This window comes from Mesorhizobium sp. USDA 4132, assembly GCF_056279545.1.
The window spans coordinates 4,379,527-4,397,500 of sequence record NZ_JBWCCP010000001.1; the positions used below are offsets into that span (position 1 = coordinate 4,379,527).

Consider the following 17,974-nt stretch of genomic DNA (forward strand, 5'->3'; position numbering starts at 1 on the left):
ACAAGGTCGGAAATCATCGAGCCCGCTGCCTCTCCACGGCGCAACTTCCGAGGCAGCCGCTCGCACAGGCGCAATCCCATCACGTTGTGCCGGCCGACGCAGCCAACGACATCTCGTGCAAGATTGGCGACGAGATCGTCGACACAAGTGCGACGAGATCGGCCTGACGTGAGGTGGAGGTCTTTGCATAGATCCGGCTGAGATGGGTTTTTAGCGTATTCCCGCTGATGGCAAGCGCGGCGGCACATTGCGCTGAGCTCAATCCTCTGCCGATCTGCAGGACGACGCGCGCCTCCGCCGGCGTCAGATCGTAGAGGGCGATCAGCACGTCTTCAGGCGGCGGCGAAGCGGAGATGGTGGTCGATATGAACACGGCGGCGCACGCAGGCCTGAAGGCCGCTCGTGCAGTGCCTTCGCTGAGCGGCAGGACGTAAGCGACCGCCGGAGACTGTCCCGGGGCAGAAATTGGCAGACCGATACCGCGCGAACCCAGAAAGGCGTCCGCATGCGCCGCGGCCGCTATCGCGTCCAGCAAGGCGCGTGAAACCATAGGGGCGTGAGCCTGAAGGACGCCGCTTCGCGAGCGCAGAAGTTTGTTCTCGTCGAGCATTTTTACCGCATGGGCATTGGCATGAAGAATCGCACCATCTGCTTCGGCGAGAATGACGGGAACAGCGAGGCTGTCGAGCACGCCGCGATATATGCCGGCGGTGACGCGCGTGTGGTCCAGGAGATCGCCGATCAGCGAAGCGCGCCGCAGGTGGGGTGAAAGCAAAGCCAGAAAGCGCTGTTCTTCATCACTGATCGGCGGCCGATTCGCCCAGGTCGTGGTACTGAATAGTCCGATCCGATCCGCCGTATGGACGAATTTCGTCGTGCACGCCTCTCGCAAACCTTGAGGTTTTGCCCATTCCTGAAAGAACGCGGATTGCTCCAGTTCCCCTTCACTGATGATAGACAATGTCCGCTGGGGCAGATCGATGTCGCCGATGACCGCGGCCCTTAGGCCAGGTATCGCGTCAAGCTCATAGTCCTGTAGCGCTCTCAACTGCTCGGCATCCCAGGGAGACTGCGCCGCAAATCGACCTCGACTGTCCCTGACGCTGGTCAGGGCAATCGTCGTGTAGGCAGCGTCGATGGTACTCGTGATGCGGGTCATGACGCCTGTCCAGCCTTCCGGACTCAAGGCGCAATCATAGATATCGCCGATGATCGACGACAATATTTCGTCACTCAGTCTGCTCATGCCGCCCCCTGCGCAATCGCGTCGTGTTCACCTTTGCCGGCCGGACATTGGCAGGAATACCGGGAAATATGCAATCAGAAGCTTTAGCGCAGCTAACTGGCCGGAAGACACAGCAACATCATACTTGCGGGTGACGACGATGCCAGGAACGTAGTTTAGAGGGCTTGATCAAGGCGCGACGCGCGCTCTCCAGCTTCGATTTTGAGACCCGTCCATGGATACCCGAATCCACCAGCAGCCGCGCCTTGTCGTCGTTGACGACGGAGCAAACCCATGGCGACGACGCGCGAGAGCCGTTGCCACATTCCTCCTGATCGTGTGGTCGAGATGATCGGACCATGTCCATTTACCAAACTGGTTGCCTTGGCCCTCATCTGTTGCGCCGCCGTTGCAAGCTCTTCGTTGCCGGCTGCGGCAACGGTGTCACTGCCGGAGCGGATCGAGAAAACCGACGTGGTGGGAACCGCCTTCCGGCTTACCTTTTCGAGCGGCAGAGTTCTTCAGGGCAAAGAATTGATCGGCGCTACCCTGTCGCTGCACCTGTCCGGCGACCCTGTTGCCCATCGTGTCCGCATCGATGACATCGTGACCGACAGTCGCGATCCCGAGGGCGAGGTGTTGCTGCACAAGGTCACCATTGTCGACGGCGCGACACCGGCGGAGCTCTGCGATGCTGATCCCGATGGAAATCGCTGGATGTTTCCGCTCAGGGGGCAGTGGAACGGAGAGGGAAAAATGACTTCGCGATCCGGCTTCACCCTTACATGTTCGGCCGGAGCCCAGGGGAAATGCGTCCGCTTCGGTTATAAGCCCTGGAAAACCCTGTCAGACGGTATGGATCTGGCGGAGTATCACCGCGCCTGCGTCAATATGGTCCGTGCCGACTATTGCGGCGACCACGCCACGACCCGAACCGGCATGAAGATCGACATTTACGACGATCGCGGCATCCAGCGCGAAGCCGAGAGTTCCGGCAGCGATGAGTTGAGCTTTGAAGCGGCATGGAGTTCCACGGGGGCCGTCTGCGTAGCGCATACCCGGGTCCCCGAAAGGATGACGCTCGACGGCCTGAGCCGCTCCTGCCCTCGCCTCACCGACCGCCTCGGCACGACGCCTTGCACACGACAGAATGCCGAAGCCGGGCTGTTCGGTAAGGCGTTGCTTTTCAACCGCTCCCGCTAGCCGAAAACCGTTTCCTGTCCTTGAAAATTTTGAAGCGCAGGAATTTCGAAACCGCTGGATTGTCCTCGGTTCCCTTCAGTCAAAAGGAAATGATCATGAAAATCCGCCAACTCGCGCTTATCGCGCTTCTCACTGCCGCCGCAATTCCTGCATCCGCGGAAACCGTGAGCAATGCCATCACCGCAAACGCAATAACGGCCAACGCCATCACCTCCAACGCCATCACTTCGAATGCCATCACCTCGAATACCAGTTCCTCCAACATGAATGTTGGTTCGGCCGAGGGTGTCGAGACCGGTGCCGGCCGCGTCGACGACGTCGTTGGCGTAGAATTGCCGAACGGCAAGACCATCACGAAATGAACTCGGAACGGGCGAGCGTTGTTCGCCCGTTCTCTCCTGCGAGGCCCAATAAAGTTATTGCTCAAGATCGGCTCCAATTACACTTCCTGGCGATCTCACTGTGAGAGTTTCAGACGGTCTGGCACAGTTCTGCGATCGGAAACAGCATCACGTCCTCAGGAAGCGCAGGAGCGCGGACATGAAGGCCGCCCGTCCGGCTCTGTCGCGGTCGAGATGCACGAAGTGCGTGGCATTCGGAATGGTGACAAGTTGCGCATTGGGCGCCTCCCTGGCGATGGTTTCGGCATCTGCTGACCTGCTCCAGAAATCCAACTGGGACCGGATCACCAGCACGGGCATCGACAGCGCTGACGCATCCCATTGCCGGCGATCGAGCGCGAGTTCGAAACTATCGGCCATTGCACCGCTCGGAGCCCGAAAGCTCGGCGGATTGCGCGCCGACGTCGTTGGGTCCGAAGCGAGCGCGGCATCGCCATAGGCCTTTGCCAGCGACGGGTCCCGCCACTGCGACTTGTCTGCGGCGGGAATGCTCTTGTCCCAGGCGGTAAACAGGCTCTCCCGGGTGTTCAGACGGTAAGCACCGAAAGCAGCCGTATCGAAGGTTCCAGGACTTTCCTTGTCGTCAAGCGGCGAACCGCGTCCCAGTGTCGGATGCTCGTCGGACCCTCCGTAGAGCGTGTTGTAGAGAATGGCACGCTCGACCTTTTTCGGGTTTTCGCTCGCATAGGCGCCGACCCAGTGGCCGCCTGTGGCCCAGCCGACCAACGACACCCGATCATCGCCACTCCATCCGGATATGGCATCCACCGCGGCACCGATATCGGCAACGGCATCGGCCGTGCGGGCAAGCGGCGCGCCGCCTTCCGGCGGCCCATCCATACCCGGCGGCCGGTTCGATGCGCCATACCCCCTGAGGTCGAGAATGTAGATCTTGTGGCCTTCCGCTGCGAGATCGGCAGCGAGCGATCCGCCTTCGACCGGCAGATCGAAGGAGGCGGGCCCGGGAACGCGCGCGCCATGCACAAGCAGTACCGCTGATCTCCCGGGAACGTCCACTCGGCGCTTGACCTCCCGGACGAGCAGCCGCTCGCCGCCGGCAAGCTCGACGAAGCGATCGGTGCGCTCTATGTCCGCCGAAGCGGCAGTGCCGATAATCCCGGCAAGGGCAAGGGTGACGATCACTTCAGATGAGAACATGATGTTCATGGCTGAATTCCTTCCGTTTTATTTCACGGCCATATTTGGACGAGACGGATCCGGAATCGATGACGCGCATGAGGCTTTTTGATATTATCGCGATATGGAACTCCGGCACATCAGACATTTCCTCGCCGTCGCGGAAGAGCTGCATATGGGCCGCGCCGCCGGGCGGCTGGGCATGGCGCAACCGCCGCTCAGCCAATCGATTGCCCGGCTGGAGAAGGAACTCGCCGTCAAGCTCTTCCTACGCATCAACCGAAGGCTAATTCTTTCCGACGCCGGCCGGGTTTTTCTCGACGATGCGCGCGCGGCACTGCGGCATGCGGACGCCGCCATGGCGCTGGCGCGCGAGGCAGCGGATGGCGAGGCGGGTGAACTCCGCCTCGGTTTCGTCTCGGCCGCACTCTACCGGCATCTGCCGCGGCTGCTGCGCCGGTTGAGGGATGAACTCCCGGGGGTGCGGCCGTATCTGTTCGAGCTCAGCAGCAATGAGCAGCTCGCGGCGATCTCGGAAGGCGATCTGGATATCGGCTTTACCCATCCGCCGTTCGGCACAGGCGAACGTCTCGATATCCTGACGTTTCCGGATGAGGAGCTTATCGCCGTGCTGCCGAAGGACGGCGGCCCGGATAGGGTGACCCTTGGTGAGCTCGCGGCGCGCGGGCTTGTGCTTTTTCCAAAGGAACAGGGGCCGGCGACACATGCGCGGATCCTGGATGCTTTTGCCGCGGCTGGCCAGGAGCCGCAGATCGTCCAGGAGGCAACGCGGGCCCTCACCATGCTGTCGCTGGTCTCGGCTGGCCTCGGGGCCGCACTTCTGCCGCGATCGACACAGGTGCTTTCGTTCGAAGGCGTACGTTATGCGTCGATAACTGATGGCAGGTTGCCGGCCTTCTCTCTCTCGGCGATCGCCCGGCGCCGGCCGCGCCGCGCCGTCATCGACAAGGTCTGGAAGGTGTTGGCTGTTGTTGCTGCCGAAGCAACGCCGGGCAGCTGATAAAGCGTTCAGATTGTCCCCCGCGGGAATAGCGGCGGACGGCGGGCGCGCTGACCGGTCGCCTGCGCGTTGTCTGTCTCAATCCTGCCTGACCTTGGACTTCTCCACCACAAAATCAAGGAAGGCCCGTAGAGAAGCTGGCACATGGCGGTAGCTGGCGTAAACGGCATGAAGCTCTCCGCGGTCAATGCCGAAGTCCAGCAGTAGTCGCCTGAGTTCGCCTGACCGTAAGTGGACGGCCGTATCGCTGGTCGACACCATGACACTGCCGAATAGGACTGTATCCCGCGGTCGATTAGACAGATTCACGCTCGACGAGGGCGCATTCGACCTTCAGCTGGTCATGACTGCTTTTCAGGCCGCCGGCGATGTCGTGGATCATTTCCACGGCCATGGCACCCATCTCGAACAGCGGCAGGTGCAGGGTCGTCAGCGGCGGACGGATGAACTGGGCGATGTCGCGATTGTCGAACCCGATCACGGAGACGTCCTTCGGGACGGACTTCCCCCGCTCCTTGAGCGCCTCGACGCACCCCAGCGCCATCAGATCGTTGGCACAGAAGATGGCGTCAGGAGGATTGGGCAGGTCCATCAGCAGGTGGGTTTCGCTATAGCCTGATGACGGCTCCCAATTTCCGTAGCGCACCAGTTGCGGGTCGAAGGTGAAGTCGTTGCTGGCCAGCGCCTGCTTGTAGCCGCGCAACCGGTCACGCGGATTGTCGAGACCCTCCTGGCCGTTGATCAAGGCGACCCGGCTGCGGCCGGCGCGGATCAGCCGCTCCGTGGCGGCGCGGCCACCGGCGACGTCTCCCGGCACGATGGAGGGCAGTCGCCTGTCCTGGTCGTAGCAATTGACGAGCACCGAGGGCACAGTGAACAGGGCCGCCGGCGGGTCGATCTTGCGGGTCAGGATGGTGCCGAAGATATAGCCCAGCAAGGGTTGCTGCCGACACAGCGAAAACACGTCCTCGTCGGGGTCCTCGCCCGCGCGAAAAATTCCGAGCGTGACGATAATGCCGAATTCGAGCGCCTTTTCCCGCGCGCCCTCGAAAGCGAGCGCCATCCAGGGATCGGTTGTCAGCTCGTCCGTGATGAAGCAGATGACCCTGCTGTCGGACAGGTCGCCAGACGGCGACCTGTTGGGGAGCCTGTAGCCGAGCTCCTGAACCGCATCCATCACCTTCTTGCGCGTGGCTTCGCTGAAGCGTGCGCCGGCACTGCCGTTGAGGATCAGGGAAACGGTTGCCTGTGACACACTTGCTCGCGCCGCGACATCCATCATGGTTGGTTTCAAGGCGTTCTCCATGTCGCTTGCCACAACACCGCAAGGTTTTCCACCTATCGCCGCATATTCCGGAATCGGTCGAATGCCACAGCAACGATTATGAACGTACCTATGAACATTCCTTGCCAGAAAGTCGAGATGCCCAACAGGATCAGGGAGTTGCGAATTACCTCTATCAACAATGCGCCGACCACCGCGCCAAGCGCATTGCCCTCCCCGCCCGCCAGGTTGGCGCCGCCGATTACGGCGGCGGCAATCACGGTCAGTTCCATTCCCTGTCCGAGATTGGTCGTGACGCTTCCCAGCCAGCCGGCCATCAGGATGCCGGCCAGCCCGGCGGTCATGGCCGAGAACATGTAGATGCTGACTTTCAGACGCCGCACCGGAATGCCGGCCAGCACAGCTGCGTTCTCGTTGCCGCCGATGGCGAAAAGATGCTGGCCCCACCTCGTCCAGCGAAACACCAGCGACATGACCACGGCCAGCACGCACAGCACATATAGTGGATGGGGAAGCCCGAGTGTCGAGCCGCCGCCGATCCACAGCAGCAGGTCGTGATCGGGACCGAACTCCCAGATCATCTTGTTGTCCGAAAGCACCATCGCCAGGGACCGGGCGGCCGACAGGCTCCCGAGCGTCACGACAAAGGCCGGCATACCGGCATAGGCGATCAGGATGCCGTTGAACAGGCCGATCAGCAGGGCGGCACCCAACGCAAGACCGGCAGACAGCCAGAAGCCCATGCCGCTGGCCATGGCCACACTTATCACCATGGCGCTCAGCACCACGCTCGAGCCGACGGACAGGTCGATGCCGCCCGATGCGATCACGGCCGTCATGCCGATGGCAATGACCGCCACGAAGGCGAAATTTCGGGCGACATTAAAGAGATTGCGGTCGCTGGTGAACGCATCAGTCATCAGCGACAGGGCCAGGCATGCCAGCACGGCCGCTATGAAGACCCAGAAGACCTGCAGGTTCTTCAGTCGGGCAAACCAGCTGTCGTGCCGGGAATTGTTGATGATGTCGTCGAGTGTCGTCATGGCAATTTTTCTCCTAGGCGGCATCGATGGCGCCGGTGATCAGTCCGGTCACTTCCTCGGGCGACGAGGCGCCCACCGGTTTTCGACAGACCAAGCGCCCGCGGCGCAGGACGGCGATATTGTCGGACACGCTGAAGATGTCCGGCATCCGATGGCTGATCAGGATCACGCTGATGCCGCGGTCGCGCAGGCGGCGGATCAGGTCGAGCACTTCGGCCACCTGGCGTACCGAGATGGCCGCCGTCGGTTCGTCCATCATCACGATCTTCGGTTCCGACAGCAGCGTGCGGGCGATCGCGACCGCCTGGCGCTGCCCCCCGGACATGCGCCGCACGAGCTGCCGCGGGCGGGTTTCGGACTTGAGCTGCTTGAACAGGTTGGCAGAGACCGTGTTCATCCGCTTGAAATCGATGTATCGGATCGGCCCGAACCGGCGCAGCGGCTCCCTGCCCAAGAAGACGTTTGAGGCGGCCGAGAGATTGTCGGCAAGCGCGAGGTCCTGATAGACCATCTCCACCCCCTCGCGCTGCGCATCGATCGGCTTGTGAAAGACGACAGATTTTCCATCGATGCTGAGTTCGCCGGTAGACGGGCGGAAATTGCCGGCGATGATCTTGACCAGCGTGGACTTGCCCGCGCCGTTGTCACCCATCAGTCCCAGCACTTCTCCCGGTTCGATGGACAGCGACACGTCGCTGAGTGCCTGGATGGCCCCGAAGTTTTTCGAAATTCCTGAAAAGACAAGTCGCGACACGTGGTTCTCCTCCCCCGCGATGGTTTCCTGGCGCTCCGGCAGGCCGCTCTTTGCCCCGCCGGCGTTCCCGTTTTGCGCATTTAATAACTAATTACTTGACTTAATATTATTAGTAAACAAAATCCATCACGCAAGAATGTTGCAGGGGAGTGCGACATGAAACTGCTGGTTACAGGCGGCACGGGGAAGGTAGGGCAGGCTTTCCTGCCGGCGTTCCTGTCTGATCTCCGTTTCGCGGATTGGGAGGTGGCGGCGCTTTGCAACAACAGGACCGTCATGCCTGCAGACCGCCTGTCCGTCGTCGCCGGTTCCATGTCGAATCCCGCCGTGGTCGCCGGGGCCATGCAGGGCGTGAGCCATGTGATCCACATGGCCGCCGTCAAGGAAACGCCGGGACAGATCTTCGATGTCGCGCTGAAGGGCCTTTTCCTGCTCCTCGACGCGTTCCGCAAATCCGATACCGCCCGGCAGTTCATCCTTCTCAGTGGCGATTGCACCGTGGGCCATATCTTCCAGCGCTACGACGAGCCGATCACGGAAGCCTCGGCGCGCCGCGCCTACAAGGGCTGCTATGCCCTGACCAAGACCCTGGAGGAGGTGATGCTGGAGCAGTTCGGCATCCAGTACGGGGTGAATTGGACGACCCTGCGGGCGCCCTGGATCATGGAAAAGGATGACTTCCGCTTCGCGCTTGCCCTGGGCGACGACCAGTTCGGCGGCCCAAGCTGGGCGGAACTGATCGACGCAGATGCGCTCGAAGAGTGCCGCAAGGGCGGCTATGCGCCCGTCATGCGCGACGCCGGGGGTGACTACCTCAGGCGCAATTTCGTCCATGTCGACGATCTGGTCGGCGCGATCCTGGCTGCTATCGACAACCCGCACGCCACCGGCCAACTCTTCAACATTTCAATGGACCAGCCAGTGGATTACGGCGATCTCGGCGCCCGTTTGGCGGCGCGGCATGGATTACGGCCGATCGAGATCGACACCCCGTTTCACAGCAATTGGCTCGATAATTCCAAAGCAAGAATGCTGCTTGGCTGGGCACCGCAGGTCGATCTGGAGCAGATGATCGATCGCGCATGGCGCTACGAGCGCGCGGACAACGACCCGCGCATTGTCTGGTATCCCGGCTGAGGCATGAGGCCTCGACCGGTGTAAGAGGAGGAGGAAAGAAAATGAAAATCAATATATTGGCAATGGCGGCCATGGCAGTTGCGGCGCTTGCCGCGGCGCCGGCCGCAGCGCAAGGCAAAAAGACCTTGGCGATCGTCGTCAAGGGTCTCGACAATCCGTTCTTCGAGCAGATCAATCTCGGCTGCAAGAAGTGGAAGTCGGAGAATGCGAGTAGCGAATATGAATGCCTCTATACCGGCCCGGCCTCATCGGCGGACGAGGCCGGCGAGGTCCAGATCGTCGACGACCTGCTGACGAAAGGCGTTGCGGCCATCGCCATTTCGCCCTCGAACGCGCCGGCCATGGCGACCCGCATCAAGGCCATTGCCCCGTCCATTCCGGTCATGACTGTCGATGCGGACTTTCTCGATAAGGACCATGCTCTGCGCAAGACCTATCTGGGCACCGACAACTACCTGATGGGTGTGAAGATGGCCGAGCAGGCCATGAAGCTGAAGCCGAAGGGCGGATCGGTCTGCCTGCAACTCGGCAACGTGGCCGCCGCCAATATCAATGCCCGCGCCCAGGGCTTCCGCGACACCATCGGCGGCGCCAAGAACATCGATCGCCTGACCGGACAGGGCGGTTGGAAGGAAATCGGAGGGTGCCCGGTTTACACCAATGACCAGGCAGACCTTGCTAACCAGCAGATGTCGGATGTGTTCACTGCAAATCCCACACTGGACGCCTTCATCCTTGTCGGCGGCTGGGCGCAGTTTGCCCCGCAGGCCTATGCGCAGGTCACGGACCAGGTGATGCCCAAGCTCAAAAGCAAGGAGTTGATCATCATCGCCGGCGATACGCTGCCGCCGCAGACCAAGGCCTTCCGCGAAGGTCGCAGCCATTCGCAGGTCGGACAGCGCCCCTTCGAGATGGGCTACAAGGCGCCTGACGTCATGATCAAGCTGATCAAGGGCGAGAAAGTCGCCGATCCGCTGTTTACCGGCCTTGACGTCTGCAACCTCGACGATCCGGGTTTCTGCGCCAAGAACTAGTGCGTATCCCTGCCAGGGAGGTGCCGGTTCGTCTCCCGGCCCCTTTGGCAGGATGCGAGTTATTAGTAATAATATTACTGAGCCACCAGATGTGAAACCGTGTTTAGCGCGACCTTTGAGGAATGGGTCGCGGGGAGGAACAACATGAAACGTCTCAATTCACTGATGCTTGCCGCAGGCCTGGTGCTTGCCGCCAGCCCGTCACTTGCCGAGGACAAGCCGGCGCTCGCCTTTGTCGTCAACGCCGCGTCCGATTTCTGGAAACTGGCAGAGGCTGGCGTGAAGGCGGCCCAGGCCGAATTGCCCGGTTACGACCTGCAGTTCCGTTACCCGGCCCAGGGGACCGCCGCCCTGCAGAATGCCCTGATGGACGACCTGGTCGCTGCCGGGGCGGATGCGATCATGATCTCGTCGGCCGATCCGAAAAACTCGATCGGCGCCTTCAACAGGATCGCGGCCCAGGTGCCGCTGTTCACGACCGATAGCGATGCGCCCGCCAGCAAGCGCATCGCCTATCTCGGTTCGTCCAATACGGATGCCGGGGTCCAGGCCGGCGAGATCGCGCGGGCGGCCATGCCCAAGGGCGGAAAATGCATGGGCTTCGTCGGCTTCCTGGGGGCCGACAATGCCGTCGAACGGATCGCAGGCTTCCGCAAGGCGGTTAAGGGATCCGGCATAGAACTGGTCGATGTGCGTGGCGACGATGTCGATTTCGCCCGAGCCCGGTCGAACGTCGATGACGTGCTGGCCGCCAGCCCTGACATCACCTGCATGGTCGGCTTCTACTCCTATAATCCGCCCAAGATCTACGAAGCGCTGCAGGCGGCCGGCAAGCTGGGAAAAATCCAGGTCATCGCCTTCGACGAAGATCCCGTCACCCTCGGCGCGGTGAGGGAAGGCAAATTCGCCGGAACGGTGGTCCAGGACCCCTACCAATGGGGATACCAGGGCATGAAGCTGATGGCCGCCTACCTGAAGGGCGACAAGTCGCAGGTACCGGCAAACGGCCTGATCATCGTGCCGACCAAGAAGATCGACAAAGGCAATGTCGATGCCTTCGCCGCCGAATTGAAGGCGCGCGTGGGGAAATAGAAGCCGTCTCCAAAAAGGTCCCTGCTGCACGAACTCCCGTGGTTCGTGCAGCACCTATCCGTCCCTGCCATCCGGGAGTTTCGATGACGGCCTATCGGCAAAAGGACATATCGCTCGACCTTCTGGGGATTACCAAGGTCTATCCGGGAGCAATCGCCCTCAACAATGTCTCGCTGAGCATTCGCGGCGGCGAGGTGGTCGGCCTGGTTGGAGAAAACGGTGCGGGAAAATCCACGCTGATGAAAGTGCTAAGCGGCGCAATCGCACCTGACGAGGGCCACATCGTCATCGATGGCGAGGAAGTGACATCGCTGACATCGGCGCGCGTGCATGAGCGCGGCATCGCCCTTGTTCACCAGGAACTCAATCCGTTTTCCAATCTCGATGTGACGGCAAACGTGCTTCTGGGGCGGGAGATCAGGCGCGGGATGTTCGGCCTCCTCGACCAGGCCGCGATGGAGCGCAAGGTCGCGCCGATCCTCGCCAGGCTGGACACTCGTTTCGGTCCGAATGACGCTGTCTCCGGCCTGTCCCTGGCCGACCAGCAATTGCTTGAAATCGCCCGTGCTCTTTCGATCGATCCACGCCTGCTCATTCTCGACGAACCCACGTCCAGCCTGACCCTGTCCGAGACCAAGCGTCTTCTTGACGTCATCAGGCAGTTGAGCGCCGACGGCGTGGCGGTGCTGTTCATCACCCACCGCCTGGCTGAAATCGAGGAGGTGGCGAGCCGCGTCGTGGTGCTGCGTGACGGCCGCAATGCCGGAACCCTCGGTTGCGGCGAAATCACCAAGGACGCCATGATCCGGCTGATGATCGGCCGCGATGTCGGCCAGTTCTACGAGAAGGCAGAGCATGACCCCGGCAGGCCGGTGCTGGAATTGAAGGGACTGCGCACAAAGGCCTATCCGCAGCATCCGCTCGACCTTTGCCTGCGCGCGGGCGAGATCCTGTGCCTGACGGGCCTCGTCGGCGCGGGGCGTACGGAGCTTGCCCGCGCGCTTTTTGGCATAGACCGCATCGAAGGGGGCGTGCTGGAGATCGAGGGCCAGCGGCTCGTCGGCCATTCCGTTCCAGCCGCCATCGCCGCCGGCCTCTGCCTGGTGCCGGAGGATCGCAAGACGGAAGGCCTTTTTCTCGATTTCTCGATCACCGAGAACATCGCCATGCCGAGCCATGCCGCGCTGTCGCGAGTAGGATTTGTCGATACAGGCGCCGAGACCGCCCTGGCTGAGGCATCGCGGCACAAACTGAACATCAAGACGGCAGGCCTCGGTCGCGCGGCGGCAGAAATGTCCGGTGGCAATCAGCAGAAGGTGGTCTTGGCCAAATGGCTGGCAATGAAGCCCAGGATCATCATTCTGGACGAGCCCACACGCGGCATCGATGTCGGCGCCAAGGCGGAAGTCTACCGCCTGATGCAGGCGCTCGCCGCCGATGGCGTAGCGCTGCTGATGATCTCGTCGGACATGGAAGAGGTGATCGGGATATCCGATCGGGTCGCCGTCATGTGCCGCGGTCGCATCGCCGGGACGCTCGCGCGCGATCAACTGACCGAGGAGACCATTCTCCAACTGGCCGTGGAATAGGGACTCCGCAGCATGCAGAAAAAAGATATCGGATTAGCCACGCTTGTGATGACCGTCGGCGCAATCGTCGCCGTGATGAATCCACGGTTCCTGTCGCCGATCAACCTGGCCAACACGGCAAACCTGATCGGCCTGTTCGGGCTGTTCTCCATTGCCGAGGCCTTCGTCATCGTCACGGCGGGCATCGAACTGTCCATCGGCTCGGTGATCGCGTTGATAGGCGTCATTTTTGTCGATCTAATCGCCAGCTTCGGCGTTCCCTGGCCGGTCGCACTTGCAATCGTGATGGCGCTGTCAGCCACCATCGGCCTTCTGCACGGCTGGCTGATAACCCGCCTCAAGCTTCAGCCTTTCGTCGTCACGCTCTGCGGGCTTCTGATCTATCGCGGCATTGCGCGCTTCTACACCAGGGATGGCACGGCCGGCTTCACCTTCGGGTCCGACTTTCCGATGCTGGAATATCTGATCGCGGGCCGCACAGCCGGCGTGCCCCATTCCGTCGTCGCGTTCCTGCTGGTCGCTGTTGCAGCGTGGTTTCTCCTGCACCGGACCGTGCTCGGCCGACATCTTTTTGCCGTCGGCAAAAATCCCGAGGCGGCGAGTTTTTCAGGTATCGACACCACCAGGGTCATCATCCAAGCCTATGTGCTCTGCGCGTTCCTGACAGGCATTTCGGCGGTGTTCTTCGCCATGTATACCCGCTCTGTCCAGCCTTCCTCCCATGGCAATTTCTACGAGCTGTACGGCATAGCCGCCGCGGTCCTCGGCGGCTTTTCTTTGCGGGGCGGCGAAGGGTCGATCATCGGCGTGGTGCTGGGCGTGATCCTGCTTCAGGTCCTGCAAAACCTCGTCAATCTCCTGGGCATCCCCTCTTCACTGAATTTCGCCGTCATGGGCAGCGTCATCCTTGCCGGCGTGATCGCCGACACGCAGTTTTCCCGCTACCGCGACGCCCGCAGACAGGCCATTGCCATGGCCGCCTTGGAAGACGGTGGCAAGCCTCAAGCGTGAGCCGAGAGCTTCTGACGGGGGAAACGATTGCGGGTGACCTGAGACGCAAGTTTCCTCCGGGAATTCGGAGAGTCCTGGGTTTTCTCGTGGAGGACGAGGGCTGGTTGGGAACGGTACAATATCCCTCGACAACAAAAAACTCCCGGAGCGATTGCTGCGGGAGTTTGGGGAATTTGGTTGCGGGGGCAGGATTTGAACCTGCGGCCTTCAGGTTATGAGCCTGACGAGCTACCGGGCTGCTCCACCCCGCGTTGTACAGGCGACGGGAACCGTCGTCCTGAGAGCTTTTTGCCTGCGGCAAAATAGCGATGCGCAAAACCGAAGGTTTTGTCGCGGTGGCGTAACCGCTTCGAGCGGTTATGTCTTCTGCCTGAGCAACTTGGCGAAGCCGAGTTGTCTCCTGTGAGGGTCGCACTGGAAGATATGGGGTGCGATTTCCTCGTATTTCAGGTTTTCAAACGACGAAAGGCCGCTTGTGGGCGGCCCTTGGTTTCGGCCAAGGGCCGTTTGTTTTCGTGGATTGAGAAGATATGTTGCGTTTGGCAGACCTGGCAGCGACCTACTCTCCCGCGTCTTGAGACGGAGTACCATTGGCGCAGGGGCGTTTCACGGCCGTGTTCGGAATGGGAACGGGTGCGGCCGCCCCGCAATGACCACCAGGTCAGCGAAGCGCAACATTGTGAGAAGCTGGTTGAGGCGAACCTCATTTTTTAGTCTTTGAACACGTCTTTGAACCTTTCCGGACCTGACGAGCGCTTGAGGCACCCATACAGGCCAGCGGCCGTCGCCAATCGTTTGGCGAGCCGTCCGCAGCGCAGCATCCGAAGGATGCGACAGCGTCAGGACAAAGGTCTTTGGCATCATCAAGCAAAGCTTGATGAGCATGAACAATGAGAACGATCAAGCCAATCGGGCGATTAGTACCGGTAAGCTTCATGCATTGCTGCACGTCCACACCCGGCCTATCAACGTGGTCGTCTTCCACGGCCCTGATAGGGAATACTCGTTTTCAGGTTGGTTTCCCGCTTAGATGCCTTCAGCGGTTATCCATTCCATATATAGCTACCCTGCTATGCCCTTGGCAGGACAACAGGTCCACCAGAGATATGTCCATCCCGGTCCTCTCGTACTAGGGACAGATCCTGTCAATATTCCTACACCCACGGCAGATAGGGACCGAACTGTCTCACGACGTTCTGAACCCAGCTCACGTACCGCTTTAATTGGCGAACAGCCAAACCCTTGGGACCTGCTCCAGCCCCAGGATGCGATGAGCCGACATCGAGGTGCCAAACAACCCCGTCGATATGGACTCTTGGGGGTCATCAGCCTGTTATCCCCGGCGTACCTTTTATCCGTTGAGCGATGGCCCTTCCACGCGGGACCACCGGATCACTATGACCGACTTTCGTCTCTGCTCGACTTGTCAGTCTCGCAGTCAGGCGGGCTTATGCCATTGCACTCGACGACCGATTTCCGACCGGTCTGAGCCCACCATCGCGCGCCTCCGTTACTCTTTCGGAGGCGACCGCCCCAGTCAAACTACCCACCATACACTGTCCCGGATCCGGATGACGGACCGCGGTTAGACATCCATGACGATAAGGGTGGTATTTCAAGGATGGCTCCACGAAGACTGGCGTCCCCGCTTCAAAGCCTACCACCTATCCTACACATGCCGACACGAATGCCAGTGTAAAGCTATAGTAAAGGTGCACGGGGTCTTTCCGTCTGACCGCAGGAACCCCGCATCTTCACGGGGAATTCAATTTCACTGAGTCTATGTTGGAGACAGCGGGGAAGTCGTTACGCCATTCGTGCAGGTCGGAACTTACCCGACAAGGAATTTCGCTACCTTAGGACCGTTATAGTTACGGCCGCCGTTTACTGGGGCTTCGATTCAAAGCTTGCACCTCTCCTCTTAACCTTCCAGCACCGGGCAGGCGTCAGACCCTATACGTCGTCTTTAGACTTCGCAGAGCCCTGTGTTTTTGATAAACAGTCGCTACCCCCTGGTCTGTGCCACCCCATTATGGTTGCCCAAAATGGGGTCACGCTTCTTCCGAAGTTACGCGTGCAATTTGCCGAGTTCCTTCAACATAGTTCTCTCAAGCGCCTTGGTATACTCTACCTGACCACCTGTGTCGGTTTCGGGTACGGTCTATACGGTGGAGCTATTTCCTGGAACCGCCCCACTGCCCAACCAATCCAATAAGGTTGAACAATTTTTGCGATCCGTCACTACCACCAGGCCCACGAATATTAACGTGGTTCCCATCACCTACGCATTTCTGCCTCGGCTTAGGGGCCGGCTAACCCTGCTCAGATTAACTTTAAGCAGGAACCCTTGGTCTTTCGGCGAGAGGGTCTCTCACCCTCTTTATCGTTACTCATGTCAACATTCGCACTTCCGATATCTCCAGAGGCCCTCACGGGTCCTCCTTCACAGACTTACGGAACGCTCCGCTACCACATACACTTGCGTGTACATCCTCAGCTTCGGTGCATGGCTTTAGCCCCGTTACATTTTCGGCGCAAAGACCCTTAATTAGACCAGTGAGCTGTTACGCTTTCTTTAAATGATGGCTGCTTCTAAGCCAACATCCTGGTTGTTTTGGGATCCTCACATCCTTTCCCACTTAGCCATGACTTGGGGACCTTAGCTGGAGGTCAGGGTTGTTTCCCTTTTCACGACGGACGTTAGCACCCGCCGTGTGTCTGCCGATTAGTACTCCCGGGTATTCGGAGTTTGGTTAGGATCAGTAAGACGGTGAGTCCCCATAGCCCATCCAGTGCTCTACCCCCCGGGGTATTCGATCGACGCACTACCTAAATAGTTTTCGCGGAGAACCAGCTATTTCCGAGTTTGATTGGCCTTTCACCCCTAGCCACAAGTCATCCCAATCTATTGCAACAGATGCGGGTTCGGTCCTCCAGTTGGTGTTACCCAACCTTCAACCTGCTCATGGCTAGATCACTCGGTTTCGGGTCTAATGCAACTAACTGAACGCCCTGTTCAGACTCGCTTTCGCTGCGCCTACACCTACCGGCTTAAGCTTGCTAGTTACACTAAGTCGTTGACCCATTATACAAAAGGTACGCCGTCAGGGTTGCCCCCTCCGACTGTTTGTAGGCATCCGGTTTCAGGTTCTATTTCACTCCCCTTGTCGGGGTGCTTTTCACCTTTCCCTCACGGTACTTGTTCGCTATCGGTCATGCACGAGTACTTAGGCTTGGAGAGTGGTCTCCCCATGTTCAGACAGGATTTCACGTGTCCCGCCCTACTCTAGGACAATCAGTGTTCTACGCCTACGGGGCTATCACCCGCTACGGCCGCCTTTTCCAAAGCGTTCGGCTTTATTCCTGATTGCCACTGGCCTGGTCCGTGTTCGCTCGCCACTACTTACGGAGTCTCGGTTGATGTCCTTTCCTTCGGGTACTTAGATGTTTCAGTTCCCCGAGTTCGCTTCTTACCCCTATTTTATTCGAAGGTAAGATACCTTTTAACAATGCTTGGAAACCATTTTTGGTTTTAACGCCGGACGACCGGCGACGCGCTCCGCGCTGTATTGGGAAGTTCCCATACAGGCCAGAGGCCGTCGGCGATCGTTCGCCGCAACGTCGAACCAAAGGTTCGACAACCAAAATGATTTCCCAAGCATCTAAGGTGGGTTGCCCCATTCGGAGATCCATGGATCAAAGCTCATTCGCAGCTCCCCACGGCTTATCGCAGCGTATCACGTCCTTCTTCGCCTGTGCATGCCAAGGCATCCACCAAATGCCCTTACGACACTTAATCGTTCTCATTGCCAATGCTCATCAATATAGCCACCCATCGGGCTTTCAGACCCAATGCGTGGCGGACCGGTTACCTTTTACAACCAGCCCTTCTCATGATGCCATCGACGTGTTCGACAAGCTTGCTTGATTGGGGTCACGCCGAGCGACCCGCTTCACAAACTTGTCTTTAAGACCAGCTTCTCGAGATGTGATCCAGGACCGCGCGGTCAGGCAACGGCCATCAGTAAGTCATCAGAGCCAT

The 17,974-nt window shown here is 59.9% G+C and carries 13 protein-coding genes, 1 tRNA gene and 2 rRNA genes; 8 read left to right on the plus strand and 8 right to left on the minus strand.

Annotated elements, in window-relative coordinates:
* Positions 1-79: 79 nt before the first annotated feature.
* A complete protein-coding gene (locus ACZ9IU_RS21755) occupies positions 80-1,246 on the minus strand; it encodes a LuxR C-terminal-related transcriptional regulator (RefSeq protein WP_038547029.1) in 1,167 nt (388 codons plus the stop codon).
* Positions 1,247-1,519: 273 nt separating this feature from the next.
* Between ACZ9IU_RS21755 and ACZ9IU_RS21760 the strand changes: the two genes are divergently transcribed.
* Positions 1,520-2,428: an ADYC domain-containing protein gene (locus ACZ9IU_RS21760; protein WP_157885190.1), complete on the plus strand. Its 909-nt coding sequence runs from the start codon at positions 1,520-1,522 to the stop codon at positions 2,426-2,428.
* A gap of 95 nt (positions 2,429-2,523) precedes the next feature.
* Complete coding sequence (locus ACZ9IU_RS21765) at positions 2,524-2,790, plus strand: hypothetical protein (protein ID WP_157885191.1); 267 nt, start codon at positions 2,524-2,526, stop codon at positions 2,788-2,790.
* 147 nt (positions 2,791-2,937) lie between these two features.
* Here ACZ9IU_RS21765 and ACZ9IU_RS21770 read toward each other — a convergent pair whose 3' ends face one another.
* On the minus strand, positions 2,938-3,996 hold the full coding sequence (locus tag ACZ9IU_RS21770; RefSeq protein ID WP_038547032.1) for an alpha/beta fold hydrolase: 1,059 nt from the start codon (positions 3,994-3,996) through the stop codon (positions 2,938-2,940).
* A gap of 94 nt (positions 3,997-4,090) precedes the next feature.
* Here ACZ9IU_RS21770 and ACZ9IU_RS21775 point away from each other — a divergent pair, with 94 nt between their 5' ends.
* Positions 4,091-4,987: a LysR substrate-binding domain-containing protein gene (locus ACZ9IU_RS21775; protein WP_038547034.1), complete on the plus strand. Its 897-nt coding sequence runs from the start codon at positions 4,091-4,093 to the stop codon at positions 4,985-4,987.
* A 295-nt stretch (positions 4,988-5,282) separates the two neighbouring features.
* Here ACZ9IU_RS21775 and ACZ9IU_RS21780 read toward each other — a convergent pair whose 3' ends face one another.
* The 3 genes from ACZ9IU_RS21780 to ACZ9IU_RS21790 are packed head-to-tail and all read right to left on the minus strand — an operon-like array spanning position 5,283 to position 8,069.
* Positions 5,283-6,281 (minus strand): LacI family DNA-binding transcriptional regulator, encoded by a 999-nt coding sequence (locus tag ACZ9IU_RS21780; RefSeq protein ID WP_244447450.1) that lies wholly within the window; start codon positions 6,279-6,281, stop codon positions 5,283-5,285.
* Between the two features lie 44 nt (positions 6,282-6,325).
* A complete protein-coding gene (locus ACZ9IU_RS21785) occupies positions 6,326-7,315 on the minus strand; it encodes an ABC transporter permease (protein WP_038547039.1) in 990 nt (329 codons plus the stop codon).
* 13 nt (positions 7,316-7,328) lie between these two features.
* Positions 7,329-8,069 carry an ATP-binding cassette domain-containing protein gene (locus ACZ9IU_RS21790; protein WP_038547041.1) on the minus strand — a complete coding sequence of 247 codons (741 nt, stop codon included), beginning with the start codon at positions 8,067-8,069 and terminating at the stop codon, positions 7,329-7,331.
* A gap of 156 nt (positions 8,070-8,225) precedes the next feature.
* Here ACZ9IU_RS21790 and ACZ9IU_RS21795 point away from each other — a divergent pair, with 156 nt between their 5' ends.
* The 5 genes from ACZ9IU_RS21795 (at position 8,226) to ACZ9IU_RS21815 (ending at position 13,932) form a co-directional block, all read left to right on the plus strand.
* Positions 8,226-9,206 (plus strand): NAD-dependent epimerase/dehydratase family protein, encoded by a 981-nt coding sequence (locus ACZ9IU_RS21795; protein WP_038547042.1) that lies wholly within the window; start codon positions 8,226-8,228, stop codon positions 9,204-9,206.
* Between the two features lie 41 nt (positions 9,207-9,247).
* A complete protein-coding gene (locus ACZ9IU_RS21800) occupies positions 9,248-10,240 on the plus strand; it encodes a substrate-binding domain-containing protein (RefSeq protein WP_038547045.1) in 993 nt (330 codons plus the stop codon).
* 144 nt (positions 10,241-10,384) lie between these two features.
* Positions 10,385-11,332 carry a sugar-binding protein gene (locus ACZ9IU_RS21805; protein ID WP_038547047.1) on the plus strand — a complete coding sequence of 316 codons (948 nt, stop codon included), beginning with the start codon at positions 10,385-10,387 and terminating at the stop codon, positions 11,330-11,332.
* An 83-nt stretch (positions 11,333-11,415) separates the two neighbouring features.
* A complete protein-coding gene (locus ACZ9IU_RS21810) occupies positions 11,416-12,921 on the plus strand; it encodes a sugar ABC transporter ATP-binding protein (RefSeq protein ID WP_038547049.1) in 1,506 nt (501 codons plus the stop codon).
* A 12-nt stretch (positions 12,922-12,933) separates the two neighbouring features.
* Positions 12,934-13,932, plus strand: coding sequence for an ABC transporter permease (locus ACZ9IU_RS21815; protein ID WP_038547051.1), 999 nt, complete (start codon positions 12,934-12,936; stop codon positions 13,930-13,932).
* 174 nt (positions 13,933-14,106) lie between these two features.
* Here the strand turns inward: ACZ9IU_RS21815 and ACZ9IU_RS21820 are convergent.
* The 3 genes from ACZ9IU_RS21820 to ACZ9IU_RS21830 all read right to left on the minus strand — a co-directional run bounded on the left by ACZ9IU_RS21820 (position 14,107) and on the right by ACZ9IU_RS21830 (position 17,731).
* Positions 14,107-14,183, minus strand: a tRNA-Met gene (locus ACZ9IU_RS21820).
* A 295-nt stretch (positions 14,184-14,478) separates the two neighbouring features.
* Positions 14,479-14,593: ribosomal RNA gene (gene rrf / locus ACZ9IU_RS21825) — 5S ribosomal RNA — on the minus strand.
* A 235-nt stretch (positions 14,594-14,828) separates the two neighbouring features.
* Positions 14,829-17,731, minus strand: a 23S ribosomal RNA gene (locus ACZ9IU_RS21830).
* Positions 17,732-17,974: the final 243 nt, after the last annotated feature.